This window comes from Myxococcus sp. AB025B (assembly GCF_006518215.1).
Lineage (GTDB): Bacteria > Myxococcota > Myxococcia > Myxococcales > Myxococcaceae > Myxococcus > Myxococcus fulvus.
Window position 1 is genome coordinate 1 of sequence record NZ_SRLW01000181.1, and the last position, 20594, is coordinate 20594.

The window sequence follows — 20594 nt, forward strand, 5'->3', positions numbered from 1 at the left end:
CACAGCCGGTCGAACGCACCCTCATCCGCAGAGGGCAAGTACCCGAATGGACCTCTTCCCACGCGACCTCCTCCTTGAACGCGGTCGCGGCAGTATGATCCTTCTCCCCCTTAACTGATCGGCATTGGTGCTAAGTGCGTACGCGCTGTCCCCCATTCATCGTGGGCGCGCTCGCTCACGAGAGGTGCAACGCATGCTCTCTTCTTCGATGAAGTCCCTGTTGGGTGGTGTCGTCCTGGCCGCCACCCCTGCCCTCGCTGACAGCACCACGACGATTCCCGCGTTCGCGGCCGACATCGCCGCCGCCCGCCTCGCCACGAGCCCGGGTGGCACCACCGTCATCCGCTCCGAGATGCGCGGCGCCGTCGACCGGTTCCTCCACGACGACAGCAAGGTCGACGCCGTCGAGCGTGCGTACCTGGCCGACCGCATCGCCGACCTGACGTTCAAGCAGGGCGTGACGGCCACCGCGATGAAGTACCTCATCGACACCCACGAGCTGAATGACGGCCTGACCTGGTACTCGCCGCTGTGGCTCGACGTCCTCCCGCAGACGCCGGCCGACTACTTCGGCGCCACCGGGCCCCTCACCACCTCCACGGACATCAAGGAGGGCAACATCCCCGCCGGGATGGGCGTCGCCAACCAGCGGACGCTCACCTACAAGGCGGGCGCGGCCTGGGGGCTCCAGGGCGTGTCGTACTTCAAGCCCATCAATGTCCAGGAGCTGCTCGCCATGCTGAAGGGGCAGGTCATCAACGGCACGCCCAACTCCGATGAGGTGGACGGCGCGCTGGCGTTCATCACCCAGGTCTCCCGCAACAGCAACCGGCTCTACACCACGGGCTGGTCCTGCCAGACGTACTGCGGCGGTGGCGGCCCCGGCGACGCGGGCGGCTTCTTCATCGCCGCGGTGAGCACGGAGCGCAACTTCGTGCGCATGGTGCGCGTGACGACCTGGTCCGACTAGTCCTCAGCGGGCGCGCATGCGCCACTCGAGGCCCGCGGGAGGAAAGGTGCCTCCCGCGTGGGTCCACTCGAGCCGGACTTCACGCCGGCCCTCGGGCGGCAGCTCGAAGCACGCGAGCACCCGGCCCTCGCCCCGCTGGTTGACGCGAACGTCCAGACGCTCACCGTCGACCTTCATGGCGAGGGTGAGCACGCCGGCCTGCGGGAAGAACTGTTCCGAGGGATGACGGCGCGGGGAGGTGAGCAGCAGCTCCACCTCGCGCGGCTCGGCGTCGGTGTTCTCCAGGGTGTACGTCAGCGCGTACGAGACGCCTCGGGCTCCCTCGTGGGTCCGGGGTGTTCTCGGCTCGGGCTCGCGCGCGGTCGGCGTCAGGGGCGCGGCATCGGGCCAGACACCACCGTGTCTGCCGGGCATGGACATGACGAGGTCTCCGGCGCGCTGGCCCGCGGACAGGCGCACCGTGCGACCGCCGACGAAGACACTGCCGGCCTCGAGCACACCTTGATGAGGAGGAAACGCTGGGGCGCTCGTCTCGGGCGCGTCCGTTCCCGCGCTGGCCATGGGGTGCTCTCCACGGGAGATGGCGGCGAGCTCGTCCGGAGTGAGGGGCAGCGGGCTGGACACGGTGGCCAGCCGGAACCTCGCGCCCACGTCGAGCTGTCCCTTCGCATCCACGGCCGTGAAGTCCAGGAGCGCCTGGAGCGTGCCGCCCTTCTCATGGCGCGCGGCGAGGACGAGCACGGCGTCACCGGGCTGCACGGTGAGGGCGGCCTCGATGCGTCCGCGTGTGCCCAGACGCACGTCGTCGAGGTGAGCCAGGTCGAGGTCCTCACGGAGCAGCGGCTCGGCTTCGCGCGCATCCTGGGGGCGCGGGTCGACGCGCGCATCGAGGAAGCCCGAGGCGAGCACGGCGTGAGGACCACGGAAGAAGAGCCCCTCCGGGTCGGGGACCTTTCCTGACGCCGAGTCGACGAGTCCGGTGAGGTCCTCGGCGAGCGCGTCCTGCGCATCTGGATTGAAGGGCTCGCCGCGCACGTTCGCGGGGAACTGGGGCGTGAGGTACTTGGAGAAGACGACGCCCGCGAGCCGCAGGTGGATTGGGCGGCCCGAGGTGTTTCGCAGCACGATGGAGCAGCGCTGCGTGCCCGTCGGGGGCAGGGTCTGCGTCACCTGTCCCTGTTCAGCTCGCGCGAAGGTCTCGCCGACGCGATTGATGGCGCGAAGGAACAGTCGGGCCTGGCCGGCGAACGTGAAGCCGCCCTCGCTCTTGCCGGGCACGATGCGCCCCATCGTCGTGCCGAGGACTCCGGAGGTCCGAATCGGCTCGGGGCTCGCGTGGAGGAGCAGCGGCGCGCCCGTGAACGCGCCCTCGAGGGGGTCGAGCGCCGCGATGGGGAGCACGTCCGCATCGAGCGCTCCGACGGGCAGCGGGGGCCGCTCATGCGGATGCGCGGAGACGCGAGGCGCGGGGACCTCCTCCTCGCGGGTGGCGTCGACTTCGAGGGCTCTCGCCAGGTCACGCACGTCATGCGCGGCCTCTGTCTTCTCGCCCGAGGCAGGTAGCACGTTGTCTGCGTCGCCGCGCTCTTCCGAAGACTCCGCCGTGCGCCGCGAGCCCCCCGCCTTCGCCCCATCCGCCGTCGCGCCGGCGCCCTCTTCCGCGGACACCATGACGAGTCGCGGGACAACCTTCACCGCATCCGTCGTCTTCTCAGCGACGTTCTCGTCTGGAGGCGCCGCGACGAGCCGCGGCGCCCCCTTCATGGCGGCCTCCTCCGACAACAGCCCCCCGGGCTCCGCCGTCTTCGTGGCGGCCTTCCCCTTGGAAGGGACCAAGACGGGCGCTGCGACGGCCTTCGCAGTCTGCGTGGCGACCTTCCCAGCCCCGGAAGGCGCCACAAGCGTCTCAGCGACCTGCGCTCCGGCAATCGCTGTCTTCTTGACGCCCCTCCCTTCCGCGGGCGTCACGGCGGCCTTCGCCCCCGCCGTCTTCGCGACCGACTTCCCCTCGGAAGAAGCCACACCAGCCTTCGCGACAGTCTTCTGACCCGAGGCATTCGGCGCCGTCTTCGCGGCCTTCGCCGTCTTCGCAACGGACTTCGCCTGTCCTCGCTGGGTCGCCACGCCCGGCGTCGCGGCCCCACCCGCCTCGGCCTTCCGCGCGGTCTTCTTCGCGGCCTCCGCAGGGGGCTTCGCCCCCGAGGGTTTCGCGGCGGGACGTCGAGGTGGCGGCTTCGAGGGAGGCATTCCCGGGAATCCTCACAGAGAACAGGCCTGGATGTCGCCTCCCCATGGCGCCGGGTCTCCCCCACCCCGTCGCCACACCGGGCCCCACCTCACCTCACGCGCGCGCCCACTTGCGCCACACGGTGTGGGTGAGCGCCAGCACCCCCGCGGTGGGCAGCGCCCACGGCAGCACCCGCGCCAGACGGTGCTCCCAGACATCCACCCGGTCCGCCAGCAACAACACCATCCAGTGGCGGGCCTTGTGGTCCGGGACGCCATAGGCCACGCGGCGCAACAGGCCGCTCAGCCCCTTCGGCGGCTGCGCCGTTCCATACACCGGCGGCAGCTGCGCGCGGCCCGGGTGCTTGAACACACGCACCGGCGAGTGCTGGAACCGGATGGGCATCCGAGCTCCCGGCAAGGGATGCGGCAGGGTCTCCATCGGGACGCCGGGGCGGCTGGAGAACTCCAGGTCCGCGGCGGCGCCAGGTACAGGTCTATCCGGCATGGCTTGGCTCCTTTCGGTCACGCATGGCCCGGCGTGAGGACGCACTTGACGCAGCCGTCACGCTTCTGGGCGAACAGGTGGTAGGCCTCCGGCGCATCCTCCAGCCCGAACCGGTGGGTGATGATGGCCTTCGCGTCGATGCGCCCCTCGCGGATGTGCTTCAAGAGGTGCGGCATGTAGCGGCGCACGTTGCACTGGTTCATCCGCAGCGTGAGCCCCTTGTTCATCGCGGTGCCGATCGGCATCACGTTCCACGGCGGGCCATACACACCGACGATGGAGACATTGCCGCCCTTGCGCACGGCATCGATGCACCACGACAGCACCGTGGGAGCCCCCGCCTCCAGCTTCAGTCCCAATCCCATCACCCGATGCGACGTGGAGCCCTCGGCCTCCATGCCCACCGCGTCGATGCACACGTCCGGGCCGCGGCCCTCGAACATCTCCTTGAGGTAGGCGACGACGTCCCCCACCTCCTCGAAGTTCACCGTCTCCACCTTCGCGAACCGCTCCGCGAAGTCGAGCCGGTACTGCACGCAGTCCACCGCCACCACGCGGCCCGCGCCCATCAGCCACGCCGAGCGCATGGCGAACAACCCCACCGGGCCCGCGCCGAAGACGACCACCGTCTCGCCGCCCTTGATTTCGCCCATCTCCGCGCCCATGTAGCCCGTCGGCAGGATGTCACCGAGGAACAGCACCTCCTCGTCCTCCATGTCGTCCGGAATCTTCAGGGGCCCCACGTCCGCGTACGGCACGCGCACGTACTCGGCCTGGCCACCGTCGTAGCCGCCCGTCGTATGCGAATAGCCATACACGCCGCACGCCACGTCGCTGGAGGGGTTGCTGTTCTCACACAGCGCCGTGAGCCCCCGCTCACAATAGAAACAGCCGCCGCACGAGATGTTGAAGGGCACCACCACGCGGTCGCCCTTGCGCAGCTGGGAGACCTCCGTGCCCGTCTCCTCCACCACGCCGGTGAACTCGTGCCCGAAGGTGTGGCCCACCCGCGTGTCCGGGACCAGCCCGTGCAGCAGGTGCAGGTCCGAGCCACAGATGGCCGTCTTGGTCACCCGCAGGATGACGTCTTGGGGGTGCTCCAGCCGGGGGTCCGTCTTGTTCTCCACTCGGACCCTGAAGGGTCCCTGGTAGGTCAATGCTCGCATGAGGGCGTCTCTCCCGTTTCATCTACGGGTGAGGACGCCAGCGCCGTGCGGCAAGGCGCGTCATCGACGAGCCCCCGCTCGCCCACTCGCCATGAGGCGCGAGGGGCGCCGCTCAGCCCTCGGACGGCTCCCAGCTCAGCTCCGTGGCGCGCCACATGTACCAGCTCGCCACCGAGCGCCAGGGCCGCCAGCGCTCGCCGTATTCCAGGAGCGCCTTCGGCCTGGGCATCTCCTCCAGGCCGTACGCGAGCATGAAGCCCTTGCGCACGCCGAAGTCGTCCACCGGCAGCACGTCCGGGCGGCCGAGCCGGAACATCAGCAGCATCTCCACCGTCCACTGGCCGATGCCCCGCACCTGGGTGAAGTGCTCGATGAGGGCCTCGTCGCTCATCCGGCGCACCCGGGCGAGCGGCGGCACCGTGCCATCCAGCGTCTTGCGCGCCAGGTCCTGGAGCGCGGCCATCTTGTTGGCGGACAGCCCCGCCTCGCGCAGCGCCTTCTCCGGCGTCGCGAGCAGGGCCTCCGGAGTGAAGTCACGGCCCGTGCCCACCTGAGCGCTGACGCGCTCGAAGATGGTCGCCGCGGCCTTGCCGTGCAGTTGCTGGAAGACGATGGAGCGCGCCAGCGCCGCGAACGGGCAGTGCAGCGGGCTCAGCTCCATGCGGAAGGCGCCCACGCGCTTCATCAGGGCGCCCAGCGTCGGGTCGGCGCGCGCGAGGGCACGGCGGGCGCTCGGGGTGAAGGCTTCGGGCAGGCGCGGAGCGGAGGAGGTGGGGCGGGGCATGGAGAAACCCCATGCTGCCGCTCCGGCCGCTCCGCGCAACCCGAATCTTGCGGCCTACAGCGGCGCCGCGTGGTCCGTCTCGGCGGGGACGTTGTTGCGGGGCTCGTCCTCCATCAGCTCCTCGAACTGCTGCTCCATCAGGATGCCCAGGTCCTCGAGCTGCTCCTTGGACAGGAGCTTGCGGACCTTCTTGAAGAGCTCGCCCTCCTCCTCCTCGACGTGGTGTTCGATCTGCTCCTGGAGCACCTTCATCTTCGGGTCGAACTCCTCGTCATCCGGCTCCATCTCCAGGAGGTCCGCGATGATGCGCTTGGCGGACAGGTGCTCCTCCACCGCCTCGCGCAGCTCGTCCTCGGTCCGCTCCGACCTGGTGGCCGGATAGAAGTACAGCTCCTCGATGGTGGCGTGCGCGGCAAGCCGGTCGGCGATCATCTTGAACAGCTCGCCCCTGCGCACGTCCGCGTGGTCCGGCAGCTTGCCGTACTGCGCGAAGAGCTTCTTCACCTCGTCATGCTGCTGCTTCAGCAACTCAATCGCGTTCATGTCAGGTCTCCATGTCGGCGGGGTTCAAGGCTCGTCTGACTTCGGGAGACGCGCGGGTGGCGGGCGTCAGGTGGGCAGCTTGCGGGAGGGCAGGTCCTTCACCGCGGGCCCGTTGAGCACCTTGCCCGTGGGGCTGAAGCGCGCGCCGTGACAGGGGCAGTCCCACGAGCGCTCCGCGCCGTTCCAATGCACATGGCAGCCCAGGTGCGTGCACACCGGCGAGACGGCGTGCGAGGTGCCGTCCTGCTCGCGGTAGACGGCCACCTTCTGTCCGTCCACCTCCAGGACCTTGGCCTCGCCGGGGGCCACCTCGGACAGGTGCTTGCCGTCGGGCTTCGCCAGCCGGTCCGCGACGAAGCGGAAGGCCACCTCGGCGTTCTCCTGGATGAAGTCCTTCACGCCCGCCATCGGCTTGACGCGCGTGGCGTCGTACAGCGCGGCGAAGGGGTTCTCCCGCCCGAGGATGAGGTCGGTGAGGAGCATCCCCGCCAGCGTGCCGAACGTCATCCCCGTGCCGGAGAAGCCCGTGGCCACGTAGACGTGCTTGCGGGCGCTGTCGCGGCCGATGTAGGCCAGCCCGTCGGCCGGCTCGATGACCTGACCGGACCAGCGGTGGGTGATGGACTCCACCGGGAAGCGCTCGCGCGCGAACGCCTCCAGCGCCTCGTAGCAGCGCGCCGTGTCCTCCTCGGCGCCCACCTTGTGGTCCTCGCCGCCGACGATGACGTAGGTGCGCCCGTCCACCGGCTGCGTGCGGATGTAGTGATAGGGCTCCTTGCAGTCGTAGTACTGCGCGGGCTCCAACACTCCGTCCAGCGGACCGGCCACCGCGTAGGTGCGGTACGGGAAGAGCTTGGTGTGCATGAAGACGCGGTTGAGCGGCGTCGTGGTCGCCTCCACCACGTCGGTGGCGGTGACGACGCCCCGGTCCGTGACGACGCGGCAGGGCTTGCCGTCCCGCACCTCCAGCACCCGCGTGTTCTCGAACAGGTGACAGCCCTCGCCGGGGATGCGGTCCGCCAGCCCGAGCAGGTACTTGCGCGGATGGAACAGGGCCTGGTCCTCCACGCGCAGCGCGCCCTTCACCGCGAAGGGCAGCGGCACGCGCTGCGTGAGCGTGGCGAGCAGCCCCGCGTCGCGCGCGGCGGACACCTCGTCCTCCAGCGACTGGAGCTCGCGCGCCGTCTCGGCGTACTGGAACATGGGCACGCGCTGGAAGTCGCAGTCCAGGCGCAGCTCCTCCACCAGCGACGCAATCTGTTCAATCGCGGCGCGGCTGGAAGACGCCGCCAGTCGGGCGCCCTTCTCCCCGAAGTCGCGTCGCAGCGTGGCGTAGGGCGTGTCGAGCAGCTCCGTGAGGTGCGCCGTCGTCTGCCCCGTCTGCCCGGACAGGATGCGGTTCATCTCCAGCACCGCCACCCGCTTGCCGGCGCACTTGAGCAGCCACGCCGTGGTGAGGCCCGCCATCCCCCCGCCGATGACGGCCACGTCCACCGTCAGGTCCCCGGGCAGCGTGGGGAAGTCTCGCGTGGGCGTGGTCAGCGTCCAGAGCGAGCGATGCGTCCGCGTCTCATCCATGTCCCAAGACTAGGGATGCGCCTCAGGTGCGATAACCCGACGCGGTCGGCGCTCATGCCTGCCCGCCTGCTCGGCGTCGGGCCACCCGGGATGTGAACGGGCAAACAGAGCGGGCCGCCGGGTGTTGGCAAGTCACGCGGGATTCCAAGCGGTCCTGGGGTGGTGGAGCGGCCCGCGATACATAAGAGGGCAGGGACGGCCCCCCGACCCCTGCCTCGTACCCAGGGAGCCACGAAGGATGCCGGTGGAAAGATTGGCTGGGAGCACCAGCCTCGTCGATGTGATGGACCGGGTCCTGGACCGCGGCCTGCGCTGGGACGGCACCGTCCCACCGGACGCCCCCGAGCCCAGCGCGCCCGTCGTGGTGACCTCCCTGGAGCTTCGCGTCGAAGACACCCCTCCCGCTGACGACACACCTCGACTTCCTCCTGGAGCCTGACGCATTGGTCTCGTACGCCCCGCTCGCCCCGGCCCCCGCCGCCTCCGTCGACGCGCGCCTCGCCCTGGCCGAGCAGTTGCTCGCCTGCGAATCCGCGAGAGGGTGCGCCCGGGCCGTGGTGGAGTGGCTGCCCGCGCATGCCCAGGCGCTCGCCGCGGCCTGCGTGGCACGCGAGGAGCCCGGAGCCCGGATGACCTGCCTGGCCGCGCAGGGGCTCTCCGAGGCCCAGCAGGCGGCGCTCGCTGCGTGGTCCGACGCCGACCCCACGCACCCGCTGGCGGACGTGCTCACCCAGGCCGTGCCGCGCTTCTTCCCGAAGGAGCGCGCGCCCCTGCCCTCCCCTGGCGCGCAGGGCCTGTTCGCCGTGCCGCTGGGACGCGCGGGCGCATCCCCCGTGGGCCTGCTGCTGGTCTGGGCGACCACCCCCGAGCTGCCCGCCGAGGTCGCCTGGGTCGCCGGGCATGCGGGGCCCTTCCTCGCGCGCCAGGCCACGTCCGGGCCGCTCGCCGCGGGGGGCTCGGAGCTGTTCCGCCGCATCATCGACGCGGTGACGGACCCGGTGCTGCTGACGGACCTGGAGGGACGAGCGCGCCTGGCCAACGCGCGCGCGGAGGCGCTGCTGATGGCGGGCCCCGACGCGAGCCACGGCCGCCGCCGCGCCGTGCACCTCAACCAGCGCGTGTTCTCCGCCGCGGTGGCGAGCAGCGCCAGCGGCGGCCAGCCCGGGGTGAGCTGGCGCGAGGTGCCGCTGGTGGACCCCGTGGAGGGGCTGGACCTGCTCTTCGAGCTGGTCAGCACGCGGGTGTACGAGCCGGACGGCCGCGCGGCCATGGTCAGCGTGCTGCGCAACGTGACGGACCTGGGCCGCGCGACGCAGGCGTTGGGTGAGAGCTACCGGCGCCTTCGCGCCACCGAGCGCGAGGCGCGCAGCGAGCGCCACCGGCTGGACCGGGTGCTGGACTCCGTGGCGGACCCCATCATCCTGTCGGACCCGTCCGGCGTCACGGTGATGATGAACGAGCCGGCCGAGCGGCTCTTCTCGCTGCCGCCCGAGGGAGGCCGCGCCGCGCAGCGCCGCGTGCGCTCCAACCACGCCACGTTCGTCTCGTTCCTCGCCAACGTGCTGGACACGGGCGGCAGTCCCCGCTGGCGCGGGCACCTGAGCCTGGTGGACCCGACGAGCGGCGCCACCCTGCCGGTGGAGGCGGTGGCGAGCAAGGTGCTGGGCGAAGGCGGGGAGCTGACGGGCATCGTCACGCTCTTCCAGGACCGGGGCGAGGCGCTGGAGAAGGCGCGGCTGCTCGAGCGGCTCAAGGAGGTCTCCACGCTGCTGGAGGCACGCGTGCAGGTGGCCACCGCGGAGCTGGCGGAGCAGAACGAGAAGCTGCGCCGTCAGGCCATCCAGTTGGAGCAGGCCAGCGCGGCCAAGTCCCAGTTCCTGGCCAACATGTCCCACGAGTTCAGGACGCCGCTCAACGCCATCCTCGGCTACACGAACATGCTGCTGCAGGGCGTGTCCGGTGAGCTGACCGCGCCGCAGAAGCGCAACCTCACGCGCATCGACTCCAATGGCCGGCACCTGCTGGAGGTCATCAACGAAATCCTGGACATCACCCGCATCGAGGCGGGGCGCATGCCGCTGCACCTGTCGGACTTCGTCATCCCGGAGCTGCTCCAGGAGGTGATGGCGGAGATGGACCCCATCATCGCGCGCAGCAAGCTGACGGTGACGACGCACCTGGGCGCGCGGCTGCCGCCGGTGCACAGCGACCGTCAGAAGGTGAAGCAGGTGGTGCTCAACCTGCTGTCCAATGCCCTGAAGTTCACGCATGAGGGCACGGTGAAGGTGGTGGCGGAGTACCAGCCGTCATCTTCCATGCTCACCATCTGCGTGGAGGACACGGGGATTGGCATCGCCCCGGCGGACCAGGAGAAGATCTTCGAGGACTTCCAACAGGTGGACAGCTCGCCCACCCGCGCCTATGGAGGCACGGGCCTGGGGTTGTCCATCTGCAGACGTCTGGCCGACATGCTGGGGGGGCGCGTCACCCTCCAGAGCACCCAGGGGCAGGGGTCGGCCTTCACGCTGCACTTCCCACGACGCCCGAGGCGGACATGACGAATCCCTCCCCGAATCTCAAGCCGCTCGTGCTCGTCGTGGACGACTACGATGACGCGCGTGAGATGTACGCGGAGTACCTGGAGTTCTCCGGGTTCCGCGTGGCGCAGGCGAGGAACGGGCAGGAGGCGCTGGACCAGGCCTTCGCGCTCACGCCGGACATCATCCTGATGGATTTGTCGTTGCCCATCATCGATGGGTGGGAGGCGACGCGGCGGCTGAAGAACGACGCGCGCACGCGCACCATCCCCGTGGTCGCGCTCACGGGGCATGCGATGACGGGCCAGTCCGATGAAGCGAAGGGCGCGGGGTGCGACTCCTTCGTCACCAAGCCGTGCCTGCCCGACGAGCTCGTGGCGGAGGTGCGGACCATCCTCGCCCGGCGCGGAGGCGCCGCGATTCGCTGAGGCGTGCCGTGTCCCGCTCCCCCCGTCCTCCCAGCAAGGCCTCTTCCCGACGAGGCGCCACCTCGCCCAAGCCCTCCCGCGTCCGACGCGCGGCGCCCACCGCCGAGGCGAAGCGCCCGGGTGCGTCCACCGCCCGAGCCGCGCCTCCGCGCACCGCCGATACCCCCGACACGCCCGCGCGTGGCGGCAAGGCGGAGCGGTCCGAGCCGCGAGCGGCGACGCTGTCCCGTGGGAGCAAGGCCGCTGTCGCGCGAGAGGTGACGCCCACGTCCGATGTCTCTCCGGAGATGGTGCCCTCACACGGGAGCAAGGCTGCGTCCACACGGAGGCTGACACCCGCGAGTCGCGGCGCGGATGACAGTACGGCCTTGGGGGAGGCAGCGCTCGCTCGCGGGAGCAAGACTGCCCACACCAGCTCGGACACGCTGACGCCCGACGTCCCGCCGCAGGTGATGCCCGAGAGCCACATCGTCGGTGTGACACCCGACGGTTCACGGGACGTAGCGCTGCTCGAGAGCACCGGGGGGGCCGTCATCCTGAGTGAGGCCGCTCCCGCGCGGGGCGGCGACAGCCCTCGCCCCATGCGGTCCGCAGCCCCAAGCACCCGGGAGGTGCCGGCCGAACACCAGGGCAGGAGCGCTCGCCCCCAACCGGACGCGCCCACGGCCGAGGAGCTCGCGGGGCCCCAGTATCTCTACGGCGTGGTGCGCGCCGACGGCCCGCTGGACTTCGGTCCCGTCGGCCTGGGCATGCCGCCCTGCCACGTGCGCGCCATTCGCGAGGGGGGGCTGGCCGCGCTGGTGTCCTCCACGCCTTCGCGCAGGGTGGACCCGACGCGGGCCCATCTGCTGGCGCACCAGCGCGCCGCCGAGGTGGTGCTGCGCGAGCACACGCTGCTGCCCGTGGCCTTCGGCACCGTGCTGGGCTCGGAGGCCGACGTGCGCGCCATGCTGCGCTCCACGCAGGAGGCGCTCACCTCCGTGCTCACCGCGCTGGAGGGCAAGGTGGAGCTGGGGCTCAAGGTCCTCTACCACCGCGAGCACCTGAACCGACGCATGGAGCTGGAGGACGAGGCGCTGCGTCGGCGCGGGGACGAGTCGGAGGCCGAGCACGAGCAGCGACTGGGGCGCGCGGTGGAGCTGCGCGCCGCGCTGGACATGGCGGCCATGCTGGAGGGCCTGCGCCCGCTGGCGGCGGCGTCTCGCACCGACGCGCCCGTGGGCGAGCGCATGCTGCTCAACGCGGCCTTCCTCGTCGCCCGGCGCGACGGCCCCGCCTTCGAGGCGAAGGTCCGGATGCTCGCGGCGCGCTCGGACCTCTACACCTTCCGCTTCACCGGCCCCTGGGCGCCGTACAGCTTCGTCGACGTGCGACTGGGCCGCGCCGACGCCCCGGAGCCCCGGGTGTCACGGACCGCCGGCTGAAGACACCGGCGTCGTCACCCGCGCGGCCTCGGCGGCCAGCGGGTCCACGCCCGCGTGCAGCCGGACCCACCCTGGCGTGTGCTCGGTGCGCGCGTAGAAGCCATCCGTCGCGCGCGCCACCGTCAGCTCGCCCACCGGCTTGCCACCGCGCCGGTACTCCACGCGGAAGGACTCCTTCGGCTCGCCCCCCGGAGGCTGCTCGTCGCGGCCCAGCAGGTCCAACGGCACCAGCCGCCACACGCGGTCATGCCAGTTGCGGGTGAACTCGTCCGGCTTGTCCGGCGACTCCTCCGGCGCCAGCGTCACCGGGTTGGGCGCCTTGCCGCTCGCCACGAACGCGCGCGACGAGCCGCCCGACGAGATGACCACCGAGTCGAACTCGCCCAGGTCGAAGACATGCAGCCGCCGGTCGACCAGGCGCGTCGTCGCGTTCTCCAGGTCCGGCAGCAACGCGGAGCCGAGCAGGAACACCTGTCCGTCCGAGTCACGGCGAAGGTACGGCGTCCCCCACCCGCCCGTCATCGACGCGAGCGTGAACGACTCCGTCCTGCCACCCAACGTCAGCGTCAGCTTGCGCTGCGAGCCCGTCAGCCCCACCTCCGCCAGCTTCTTCTCGTCGAGCACGCCCAACGAGCGCGTGGCGCGCAGCGGAGCGAAGCGCGGATACAGCTTCTGGGCGACCTCGTTGGCCCGCATGTCGCGAGGAGGCGGAGGCGGCTGCGCCGAGGGCTGCGTCCCCGCGTCGGCCGCACCCTGTGCCAGCGCCGCGCCGGCGCCGCCATCCGCGGCTGAGCCACCATCGGCGGACGCGTCGGCGCCCCCCTCGACCGGGGGCAGCGGCTTCGCGGGCTTGAAGCCCAGGCGGACCCAGAGCACGTCACGGTCCCGCGCGTCGCGGTACAGCTCCACGTAGCGCGCCTCGTCCTCGTAGCGCACCTTGTCCAACGCCCGCGCCGGCAGCTCCACCACCGTCACGTCACCAGGGGCGCCCGCCGGAGCGCGCTGCCACACCAGGTAGGCGGCCACCAGCGCCACCACCGCGAGGGCGCCCTGCAGGGCCAGGTCCCGGGCCTTCATCGCTCACCTCCCGCCGCCACGCTGGCGCGCGGAGCACGGCGGCCCCGCCGCCGCGTCGTCACGAAGCCCACGGCCAGCACCAACGCCGGCGCCAGGAACACGGTGGCGTAGAACCACGCCACGTCGTGCTCGCGGGTGTGCTGGATGGGCACGTCCTCCTCCGAAGACACCGCGCCGGCGACGGCCTCTTCGCCCGTCAGCCACCGCAGGGTGTCCACCGCGAGGTATGCGTTGCCCATGTTGGGCAGCACCACGTCGCTCACCACGTCCGCGTCCGCCATCACCACCGCGCGCATCGGCTCCTTGCCCTTGGCGGCGGGCTCCTCCACCGCCACCACCAGCGGCCAGGTGCGGCGCATCTCGCCCGGGTCCGGGCTGAAGTTGCCGTTGGCGTCCGCGAAGGTGGCCCCGTGCGCGCGCACGGAGATGTCATGCATGACGCCGTTGGGCAGCGGTTGAATCTGGTCCAGCGCGCCCGCGCCCAGGAAGGCCACGGGAGACTGGCCCGCCATCGCGGACAGCGACGTGACGGACGGGTGCGAGCTGAAGCTCGCCGTGCCCAGGTTGCCGCGGTCACTCTGCTGACGGGCGGTGCGGAAGTACACCTGGTCGTTCGCCAGCGGCGTGCCGAGGTACTTCAGCCCCATGGGCGCGAGCAGCGCCTCGAAGCTGGGGCCCTCCGGCTCCAGCGCCATCCACAACCGACCGCCGCGAGACAGGTACTCGCGCACCGCGGTGAGCTCCTCGGGGAGGAAGTCGCGCGTGGCGCCCATCACCACCAGCGCCGCCGCGTCCCCAGGCACCTCGCGGCCCAGGCCCTCCGCGACGCCCAGCGGACGCACGTCCACGTTCTGCGCGCGCAGCAATTCCTTGAGCTGCGCGACGGACGGCTTCGGCATCTCCCCGGGCACCGGCCGCGTCTCCGCGCGCTCGCCGTGGCCCGCGGTGAAGTAGACGACGCGGCGGGGCCTGGCCACCGTCAAGAGGCGCCGCTGCACCTCCTGGTCCAGCCGCTGCAACTGTCCCCGCGCGCGGTCCAGCTCCAGGCCCACCGTGAAGGGCTCCTTGCGCTCACCGCGCGCCAGGACGATGGTGCCGTTGTTGTGCACGCCGAGCGTCTTCGCGCGCGCGGGCTCCACCGCCTGGTCCAGCCGCTCCACGCTGAGCAGCCCCGGGCTCTCCACCGACAGGTCGCGGAAGTACTGCCCCACCGCCTCGCCCACCTCGTTCGCGGGCGGGAAGAAGAGCATGACCTGGAGCGGCTCGTTGAGCCCGCGCACCACCTTGCGCGTGGAGTCGCCGGGCTTCGCCGTGCGGAAGTACGACAGGTCCCAGGTCGTATTGGCCTGCGTGACGACGTACATGGTGGCGAACGCGAACACGAGCACGAAGGACAGCCCCAGCCCCGAGTACAGCGCGCTGCGGGCCCGGCCCGTCTCCATCACCGGCGCGCGCGCCATGGCCTGCGTCGCGACCTCCACCAGCGCCAGCGGCACCAGGCAGCACGCGAGCAGCGCGGGGAACAGCGCCGCCAGCATCACCGCCAGCTTCGGCGCCTTCTGCGACAGGGGCGCGTCGAACAGGGACAGGCCCAGGTCGGACTGGAGGAAGTAGAGCCCCAGCGCCAGAAGCCCCAGCCCGTACAGGCCCAGCACCCAGCCATCCACGCGGCGACGGTCGAGGCCCGCGCCGCGCGAGCCCACGAACCGCCACGCCGTCGCGCCCACCGCCAGCGCCACGCCGAGCCCGGAGAAGAGCCCGCGGCCCGTCCCCACGCCCAGGATGCGCTCGCCGATGAAGACGGCCAGCAGGCCCGCCACGAAGGCCAGCGTCGCCATGAGCCCGCTCCCCGAAGTGCGCGCGCTCATCGCCACCTCCGCGCCTCGAGCACCCGCGTGGCCGCGAACAGCGCCACGTAGGTGACCACCAGGTAGTAGACGACGTCACGCACGTGCACGAGCCCCGATTGGAACGGCGGGAAGTGCTGGTTCCACAGCGACATCGCGCTGAACACGTCCGCCAGCGGCTGCTCGGTGATTCGCGCGAGCAACCAGCAGAGGATGAGCGCCACCAGCATCACCGCGGAGGTAATCGCCGCGAGCAGCTGGTTCTTCGCCAGCGCCGAGCCGAACGTGCCCACCGCCAGGGACGCGCTGCCCAGCAGCAACAGCCCCAGGTAGCCGGCGCCCACGTGGCCCCAGGACACCTTGCCGTTCACCAGCACCAGCACCGGCATGTACAGCGTGCACAGCACGTACAGCGCCAGGAACGCGAAGCCCGCCAGGAACTTGCCCAGCACGATGTCCCTGTCGCGCAGCGGCGAGGAGTACAGCAGGGGCAGCGTGCCCGTCTGTCGCTCCTCGGCGAGCAGGCGCATGGAGATGAACACCGAGGCGACGATGGTGAAGCCGCTCGAGTAATAGAAGAACTGCGAGAGCACCTCGGCGGAGCGCTTGCTCGCGCCGCCCAGGGCGTACGCGTTGAAGAACAGGCCGTTCAACGCGAGGATGACCGCGATGACCACGTAGCCGCTGAGCGTGCGCAGATAGCCGGACAGCTCGCGGCGGGCGATGAGCAGCGCCTTCACGCGCGCACCTCCTGACCATGCGTCAGCTTGAGGAAGATGGACTCCAGGTGTCCGGCGCCCACGTCCAGTCGCAGCAGCTCCAGCCCCGCGCCCACCACCGCCTGCGCCACGCGCGGCCGCACGTCCGGCGACGCGCGCAGCGTCAGCGCCACCAGCCCGTCGCGGGCGCTGCCCACCTCCACCTCGCCGAAGGGCCGCAGCACCTCGACGGCGCGCGCGGAGTCGCCCCGCACCTCCACCTCGACGGAGCCTCCGCCGCCCATCTTCCGGCCCAGCTCCTCCTCCGTCCCCTGCGCCACCAGCGTGCCCTTGTGGATGATGAGCAGCCGGTCACACGTCTGGGAGATCTCCGGGAGGATGTGGCTGGAGACCAGCACCGTGTGCGTGCCCTTGAGGCCGCGGATGACGTCGCGCATCTCGACGATTTGCCGGGGGTCCAGGCCGCTCGTCGGCTCGTCGAGGATGAGCAGCGCGGGCTTGTGCACCAGCGCCTGCGCCACGCCCACGCGCTGACGGTAGCCGTGGCTGAGCGTGGAGATGAGCTCGCCGTCCACCTCGCGAAGGCCCGTCTTCTCCTCGGCCTCGCCCACGCGCGCGGGGGTGTCCCTGGCCGTCACGCCGCGCAGCTGCGCGACGTAGGCCAGGTACTCGCCCACCGTCATCTCCTCGTAGAGCGGCGGCACGTCCGGGAGGTAGCCGATGCGCTGGCGCACCTCGTGGGCGTTGCTCACCACGTCATGGCCGTCGATGACGACGCGGCCGGCGGTTGGCAACAGCACGCACCCCAGGACCTTCAGCGTCGTCGACTTGCCCGCGCCATTGAGGCCGAGGAAGCCGATGACCTCTCCCTGACCGATGGTGAAGGCCAGGTCCCGGATGGCCGCGTGCTCACCGTAGTACTTGGTCAGCCCTTCGACCTGAATCATAGGGGGCCATTCCATCAGTCCCCCCAGGGGGGATTGTCAAGCCTCGAACCGCTCAGCCATGGCGGAACTCCGGGCCCGCCGTGGTGCGGCCGAGCGTGAAGCGCAGCGCCCCCTCCAGCTCCGGGAAGAGGAACGCATAGCCGAGCCGCTCGGCGGCGTTGGGGAGCACCCGGGCACCCGACAGCAGGGCCTCCTGCCCCATCTGTCCGAAGAGCGTCCTGATGACGGCCGCGGGCATGGGCAGGAAGGCGGGCCGCCGCAGCACCCGGCCGAGCGTCCGGGCGAAGTCCGCCTGCCGCACCGCGCCTGGCGCCACGGCGTTGATGGGCCCCCGGGCCGCCTGGGTGAAGAGGCTGAAGTGGATGAGCCCGAGGATGTCCTCCATCGACACCCAGCCCATCCACTGGCGCCCCGAGCCGATGGGCCCACCGCCGCCCGCGAGGAACGCGGGCAGCATCTTCGCCAGCGCGCCGTCGCGCGCGTCCAGCACCGGGCCGATGCGCAGGTGCACCACGCGGATGCCCGCGGCCTCGGCGGGCGCGGTGGCGGCCTCCCACACGCGGCACACGTCCGCGAGGAAGCCCGTTCCCGGCGCGCTCTCCTCGGTGAGCGGCTCGTCACCCCGGTCGCCGTAGATACCGCTGCCGGCCGCGCACACCAGCACGCGGGGCTTCTTCTTCATCTTCGCCAGCGCCTCGGCCAGCGTGAGCGTGCCCTCGGAGCGGCTCTTGAGGATGGCGTCCTTGTACGCGGGGGACCAGCGCTTGCCGGCGACATTGGCGCCCGCCAGGTGCACCACCGCGTCCACGCCCTCCAGCGCGTCGGTGTCCACCTGGCCCTTGTCCGGCGCCCACGCCACCTCGTGCCGCGTGGCATCCGCGCGGCCTCGCACCAGCCGCTGGACCTGGTGGCCGCCGGTGGTGAGCAGCGGCAGGAGCGCCGAGCCGATGAGCCCCGACGCGCCGGTGACGGCCACGCGCAGCGGGCCCTGGTCCGCGAACGCGGCGTGGCGTCGAGCGTCCGTGAGCGTCACCCGGTGGCGATAGGCGAACATCCGCTCCAGGGTGTGGCGCGCGAAGCCGCCTCCGAGGAGCCGGCCTGGCGGGCCCATGGGCAGGGCGTACTCAATTTCATCCTCGAGGATGGAGGAGCCGGTGGCGGGCTCGGGCCACATGCGATGGGTGTGGACCCACTTCGAGAAGGGGCCGGACACCTGGGTGTCCTGGAAGAGGGAGCCCTCGACGTACGCGGTGTGCTCGGCCACCCAGCGGCGGGGGATGGGGCCCATGCGCATCCGCATGACGACGCGGGCGCCGGTGTGGATGCCGTCGCCGGTGCGCTCGAGCAGCTCCATCCGCTCCCACGGGGGCGTCAGCCGTGCGAGCGCCCCTTCCCGGGCATGCCAGGCGAATAGCTCCGTCGCGGGGATGGGTGCCCGACTGCGCGCCTCGAAGACGAGTGACTTGCTCATGACGCCTCCTGGCGCGACAGTGCGGCATCGCATGGTAAAGCCGGAGCTCGTCGAACGCGCGGTGGAAGTGCTGCGCAGTGGTGGTGTCATCGCCCTGCCAACGGAGACGGTGTATGGCCTGGCGGCCAACGCCGAGGACGAGCTGGCCGTGCGTCGTGTCTTCGCCATCAAGGGTCGTCCCGCCACCCATCCGCTCATCGTCCACCTGGCGGGTGTCGAGCACCTGACCTCGTGGGCCCGGGAGGTCCCCGAGGCCGCGCGTCGCCTCGCGGACGCCTTCTGGCCGGGGCCCCTCACGCTGGTGCTCCCGCGCACGCCGCGCGCCACGGACGCCATCACCGGAGGCCAGGACACGGTGGCCCTGCGCGTGCCCGGACATCCCGTGGCGCTCGCGGTGTTGAATGCCTTGGGTGGCGGCGTGGCGGCGCCGAGCGCCAATCGCTTCGGACGGGTGAGCCCCACCACCGCGGAGCACGTGCGCGTGGACCTGGGGGGCGACGTGGACCTCGTGTTGGATGGCGGACCGTGCGACGTGGGCGTCGAGTCCACCATCGTCGATTTGAGCTCCGGCTCCCCCGCCATCCTGCGGCCGGGCGGACTGTCGGCCGAGGCCATCGAGCGGGTGCTGGGGCATCCGGTGCCGGTGCGCGTGGCCTCCAAGGTCCGCGTGTCCGGCTCGCTGGAGTCGCACTACGCGCCCCGCGCGGGCGTGGTGCTCGCGGAGCCCACAGAGGCCGCGGCCCGCGTGCGTGCTTTGCGGGAGCAGGGGTTGAGCGTCGGCGTGCTCGGGCCGCGAGGGCTGGAGCTGCCGGGGGATGTGCCGCGCTTCGACGTGCCGGAGGACCCAGCGGGCGCGGCGCGCGTGCTGTACGCGAGGCTGCGCGAGGCGGACGAGAAGGGACACGACGTGCTCGTGGCCTGTCTGCCCTCGGCCAGCGGCCTGGGCATCGCGGTGCGCGACAGGCTCGCGCGCGCCGCCGCGCCTCGCACGCCTCATCACTGAGCGCTTCGGCCACCTCGGCCGGCACGCGCATCCAGCACATGGGCGAGGCACAGACCTGCGGGCCCTCGAGCATGCCGGCGCAGGTGCATGCACGGACGTCACGCACGAGGCAGGGCGTCTGAATCGACCTCGCGCCGCCTGCGCCGCGCGGCCCCTGGCACATCCGAGGCTTGGCGCCTGACGACCTCGCGCCGCCTGCGCCGCGCCTGGCACATCCGAGGCTTGGCGCCTGACGGCCTCGCGCCACCTGCGCCGCGCCTGGCACATCCGAGGCATGGCCCCTGACAACCTCGCGCCGCCTGCGCCGCGCAGCCCCTGGCACATCCGAGGCTTGGCGCCTGACGACCTCGCACCGCCTGCGCGGCGCGATATGCCGCGCGCGCGTCCGCGTTGTTCAGGACGTCCCGCGTGTGAGGCGAGTCCCCTCCGCACGCGGCCACACCCGAGAACGAGGCGACGATGACGATGACGAGACGGTGGCTCGCCGTATGCGCGGGCCTGGCGGCGGTCGTGTGCGCATCCGGCTGCGCCAGCAATCCCCAGAAGGCGCTGCTCGGTCGGACCAGCGGGCTCGTCGTCTACGACTTGCCCGCCATGCAGGTGATGAAGGCCGCGGAGGCGGAGCTCGGTGAGCGCGGCTACGCGCTGCTGCCCAGCACCGACCCCTACTTCCTGCAGACGCCGTGGAAGGTGAGCGGCAACTACGACATGGGCTCCAGCTGGTCGCGCCTCTACGTCGAGGGCCGCGTCCGCGCGGATGGCCGCTTCGTCGTGCGCGCCTACGAGATGGCCGCCACCACCTTCGCCAGGACGCAGGCGCTGCCCTTCGGCCTGCGCGAGACGACGAGCGCCACCATCGACGACAAACCCAACGCCACCCCCGCCGAGCTCATCGCCTCCGAACCCGAACTCCAGACGCGCTCCGCCCGCGCCAACATCCGCCGCAACCTGGACCTGGAGTGGGCCATCCTCGAGCGCCTCAACCCCGACTTCGCCAACAAGGTGAAGGAGCAGGTCGACCTCTACGTCGCCCACGAGCCCCGATGACGCGCCCGGACAACCCTCGCGGCCCCAAGCAGCGTCGCGAGGGCACGTCCCCAGGGCCCGAGGCCCGCTCGGACCGTGACTCCACCCGGGCGCGCCGGAGGGCACGCGGCCGGGTGACGGACTTGAATGAGGGGTGGGGCTCCGATATCCCGCGTGTACTCCCAGAGGAGCGTCCCCGCGTGATGCGAAGCCTGTTCGGACTGGTCGTCGCCCTGTCGTTGTCCGCCTGCAAGGAAGAACCCCGAGGCCAGCTCGAGCCCATTCCTCGTCCTCCGGGCCTGAAGGACGCCCCCGCCCCGGGAGCCGCGCCCACCGCCGC

General features: G+C 71.5%; 17 protein-coding genes. 6 read left to right on the forward strand and 11 right to left on the reverse strand.

Going from position 1 to position 20594, the window contains the following annotated elements; translation table 11 throughout:
* The first annotated feature begins 193 nt into the window (after positions 1-193).
* Positions 194-970, forward strand: coding sequence for a hypothetical protein (locus FL311_RS26835; protein WP_141329319.1), 777 nt, complete (start codon positions 194-196; stop codon positions 968-970).
* 3 nt (positions 971-973) lie between these two features.
* Here the strand turns inward: FL311_RS26835 and FL311_RS26840 are convergent, their stop codons facing one another.
* The 6 genes from FL311_RS26840 to FL311_RS26865 form a co-directional block, all read right to left on the reverse strand.
* Positions 974-2734 carry a hypothetical protein gene (locus FL311_RS26840; protein ID WP_141329321.1) on the reverse strand — a complete coding sequence of 587 codons (1761 nt, stop codon included), beginning with the start codon at positions 2732-2734 and terminating at the stop codon, positions 974-976.
* Positions 2735-3311: 577 nt separating this feature from the next.
* On the reverse strand, positions 3312-3704 hold the full coding sequence (locus FL311_RS26845) for a hypothetical protein (RefSeq protein WP_141329323.1): 393 nt from the start codon (positions 3702-3704) through the stop codon (positions 3312-3314).
* 17 nt (positions 3705-3721) lie between these two features.
* Positions 3722-4870 (reverse strand): zinc-dependent alcohol dehydrogenase, encoded by a 1149-nt coding sequence (locus FL311_RS26850; protein WP_141329325.1) that lies wholly within the window; start codon positions 4868-4870, stop codon positions 3722-3724.
* A gap of 112 nt (positions 4871-4982) precedes the next feature.
* On the reverse strand, positions 4983-5654 hold the full coding sequence (locus FL311_RS26855) for a DNA-3-methyladenine glycosylase (RefSeq protein WP_141329326.1): 672 nt from the start codon (positions 5652-5654) through the stop codon (positions 4983-4985).
* 54 nt (positions 5655-5708) lie between these two features.
* Positions 5709-6197 carry a hemerythrin domain-containing protein gene (locus tag FL311_RS26860; protein ID WP_141329328.1) on the reverse strand — a complete coding sequence of 163 codons (489 nt, stop codon included), beginning with the start codon at positions 6195-6197 and terminating at the stop codon, positions 5709-5711.
* 66 nt (positions 6198-6263) lie between these two features.
* Entirely contained in the window at positions 6264-7775 is a 1512-nt protein-coding gene (locus FL311_RS26865) for an FAD-dependent oxidoreductase (RefSeq protein ID WP_141329330.1), read from the reverse strand.
* Between the two features lie 428 nt (positions 7776-8203).
* On the opposite strand from FL311_RS26865, the gene FL311_RS26870 reads away from it, so the two are divergent.
* From FL311_RS26870 to FL311_RS26880, 3 genes are all read left to right on the forward strand, one after another.
* The gene (locus FL311_RS26870; protein ID WP_141329334.1) at positions 8204-10333 is read left to right on the forward strand and encodes an ATP-binding protein; all 2130 of its coding nucleotides are present in this window, start codon (positions 8204-8206) and stop codon (positions 10331-10333) included.
* Positions 10330-10740 carry a response regulator gene (locus FL311_RS26875; protein WP_046711692.1) on the forward strand — a complete coding sequence of 137 codons (411 nt, stop codon included), beginning with the start codon at positions 10330-10332 and terminating at the stop codon, positions 10738-10740. The genes FL311_RS26870 and FL311_RS26875 overlap by 4 nt, the downstream gene beginning before the upstream one ends.
* 611 nt (positions 10741-11351) lie before the next feature.
* Complete coding sequence (locus FL311_RS26880; RefSeq protein ID WP_228557104.1) at positions 11352-12164, forward strand: GvpL/GvpF family gas vesicle protein; 813 nt, start codon at positions 11352-11354, stop codon at positions 12162-12164.
* Here the strand turns inward: FL311_RS26880 and FL311_RS26885 are convergent.
* The 5 genes from FL311_RS26885 to FL311_RS26905 are packed head-to-tail and all read right to left on the reverse strand — an operon-like array spanning position 12147 to position 18225.
* Positions 12147-13241 (reverse strand): hypothetical protein, encoded by a 1095-nt coding sequence (locus FL311_RS26885; RefSeq protein ID WP_141329338.1) that lies wholly within the window; start codon positions 13239-13241, stop codon positions 12147-12149. The two genes, FL311_RS26880 and FL311_RS26885, sit on opposite strands and share 18 nt — an antisense overlap.
* Entirely contained in the window at positions 13238-15109 is a 1872-nt protein-coding gene (locus FL311_RS26890) for a Gldg family protein (RefSeq protein WP_141329340.1), read from the reverse strand. The genes FL311_RS26885 and FL311_RS26890 overlap by 4 nt, the downstream gene beginning before the upstream one ends.
* Positions 15106-15828 carry an ABC transporter permease gene (locus tag FL311_RS26895; protein ID WP_141329342.1) on the reverse strand — a complete coding sequence of 241 codons (723 nt, stop codon included), beginning with the start codon at positions 15826-15828 and terminating at the stop codon, positions 15106-15108. The genes FL311_RS26890 and FL311_RS26895 overlap by 4 nt, the downstream gene beginning before the upstream one ends.
* On the reverse strand, positions 15825-16754 hold the full coding sequence (locus FL311_RS26900) for an ABC transporter ATP-binding protein (RefSeq protein ID WP_141329344.1): 930 nt from the start codon (positions 16752-16754) through the stop codon (positions 15825-15827). Before FL311_RS26900 ends, FL311_RS26895 begins: the two co-directional genes overlap by 4 nt.
* Positions 16755-16806: 52 nt before the next feature.
* Positions 16807-18225: a TIGR01777 family oxidoreductase gene (locus FL311_RS26905; protein WP_141329346.1), complete on the reverse strand. Its 1419-nt coding sequence runs from the start codon at positions 18223-18225 to the stop codon at positions 16807-16809.
* A 31-nt stretch (positions 18226-18256) separates the two neighbouring features.
* On the opposite strand from FL311_RS26905, the gene FL311_RS26910 reads away from it, so the two are divergent.
* Positions 18257-19228 carry an L-threonylcarbamoyladenylate synthase gene (locus tag FL311_RS26910; RefSeq protein ID WP_194869378.1) on the forward strand — a complete coding sequence of 324 codons (972 nt, stop codon included), beginning with the start codon at positions 18257-18259 and terminating at the stop codon, positions 19226-19228.
* Positions 19229-19687: 459 nt separating this feature from the next.
* The gene (locus FL311_RS26915; RefSeq protein ID WP_141329351.1) at positions 19688-20275 is read left to right on the forward strand and encodes a hypothetical protein; all 588 of its coding nucleotides are present in this window, start codon (positions 19688-19690) and stop codon (positions 20273-20275) included.
* Positions 20276-20594 lie beyond the last annotated feature (319 nt).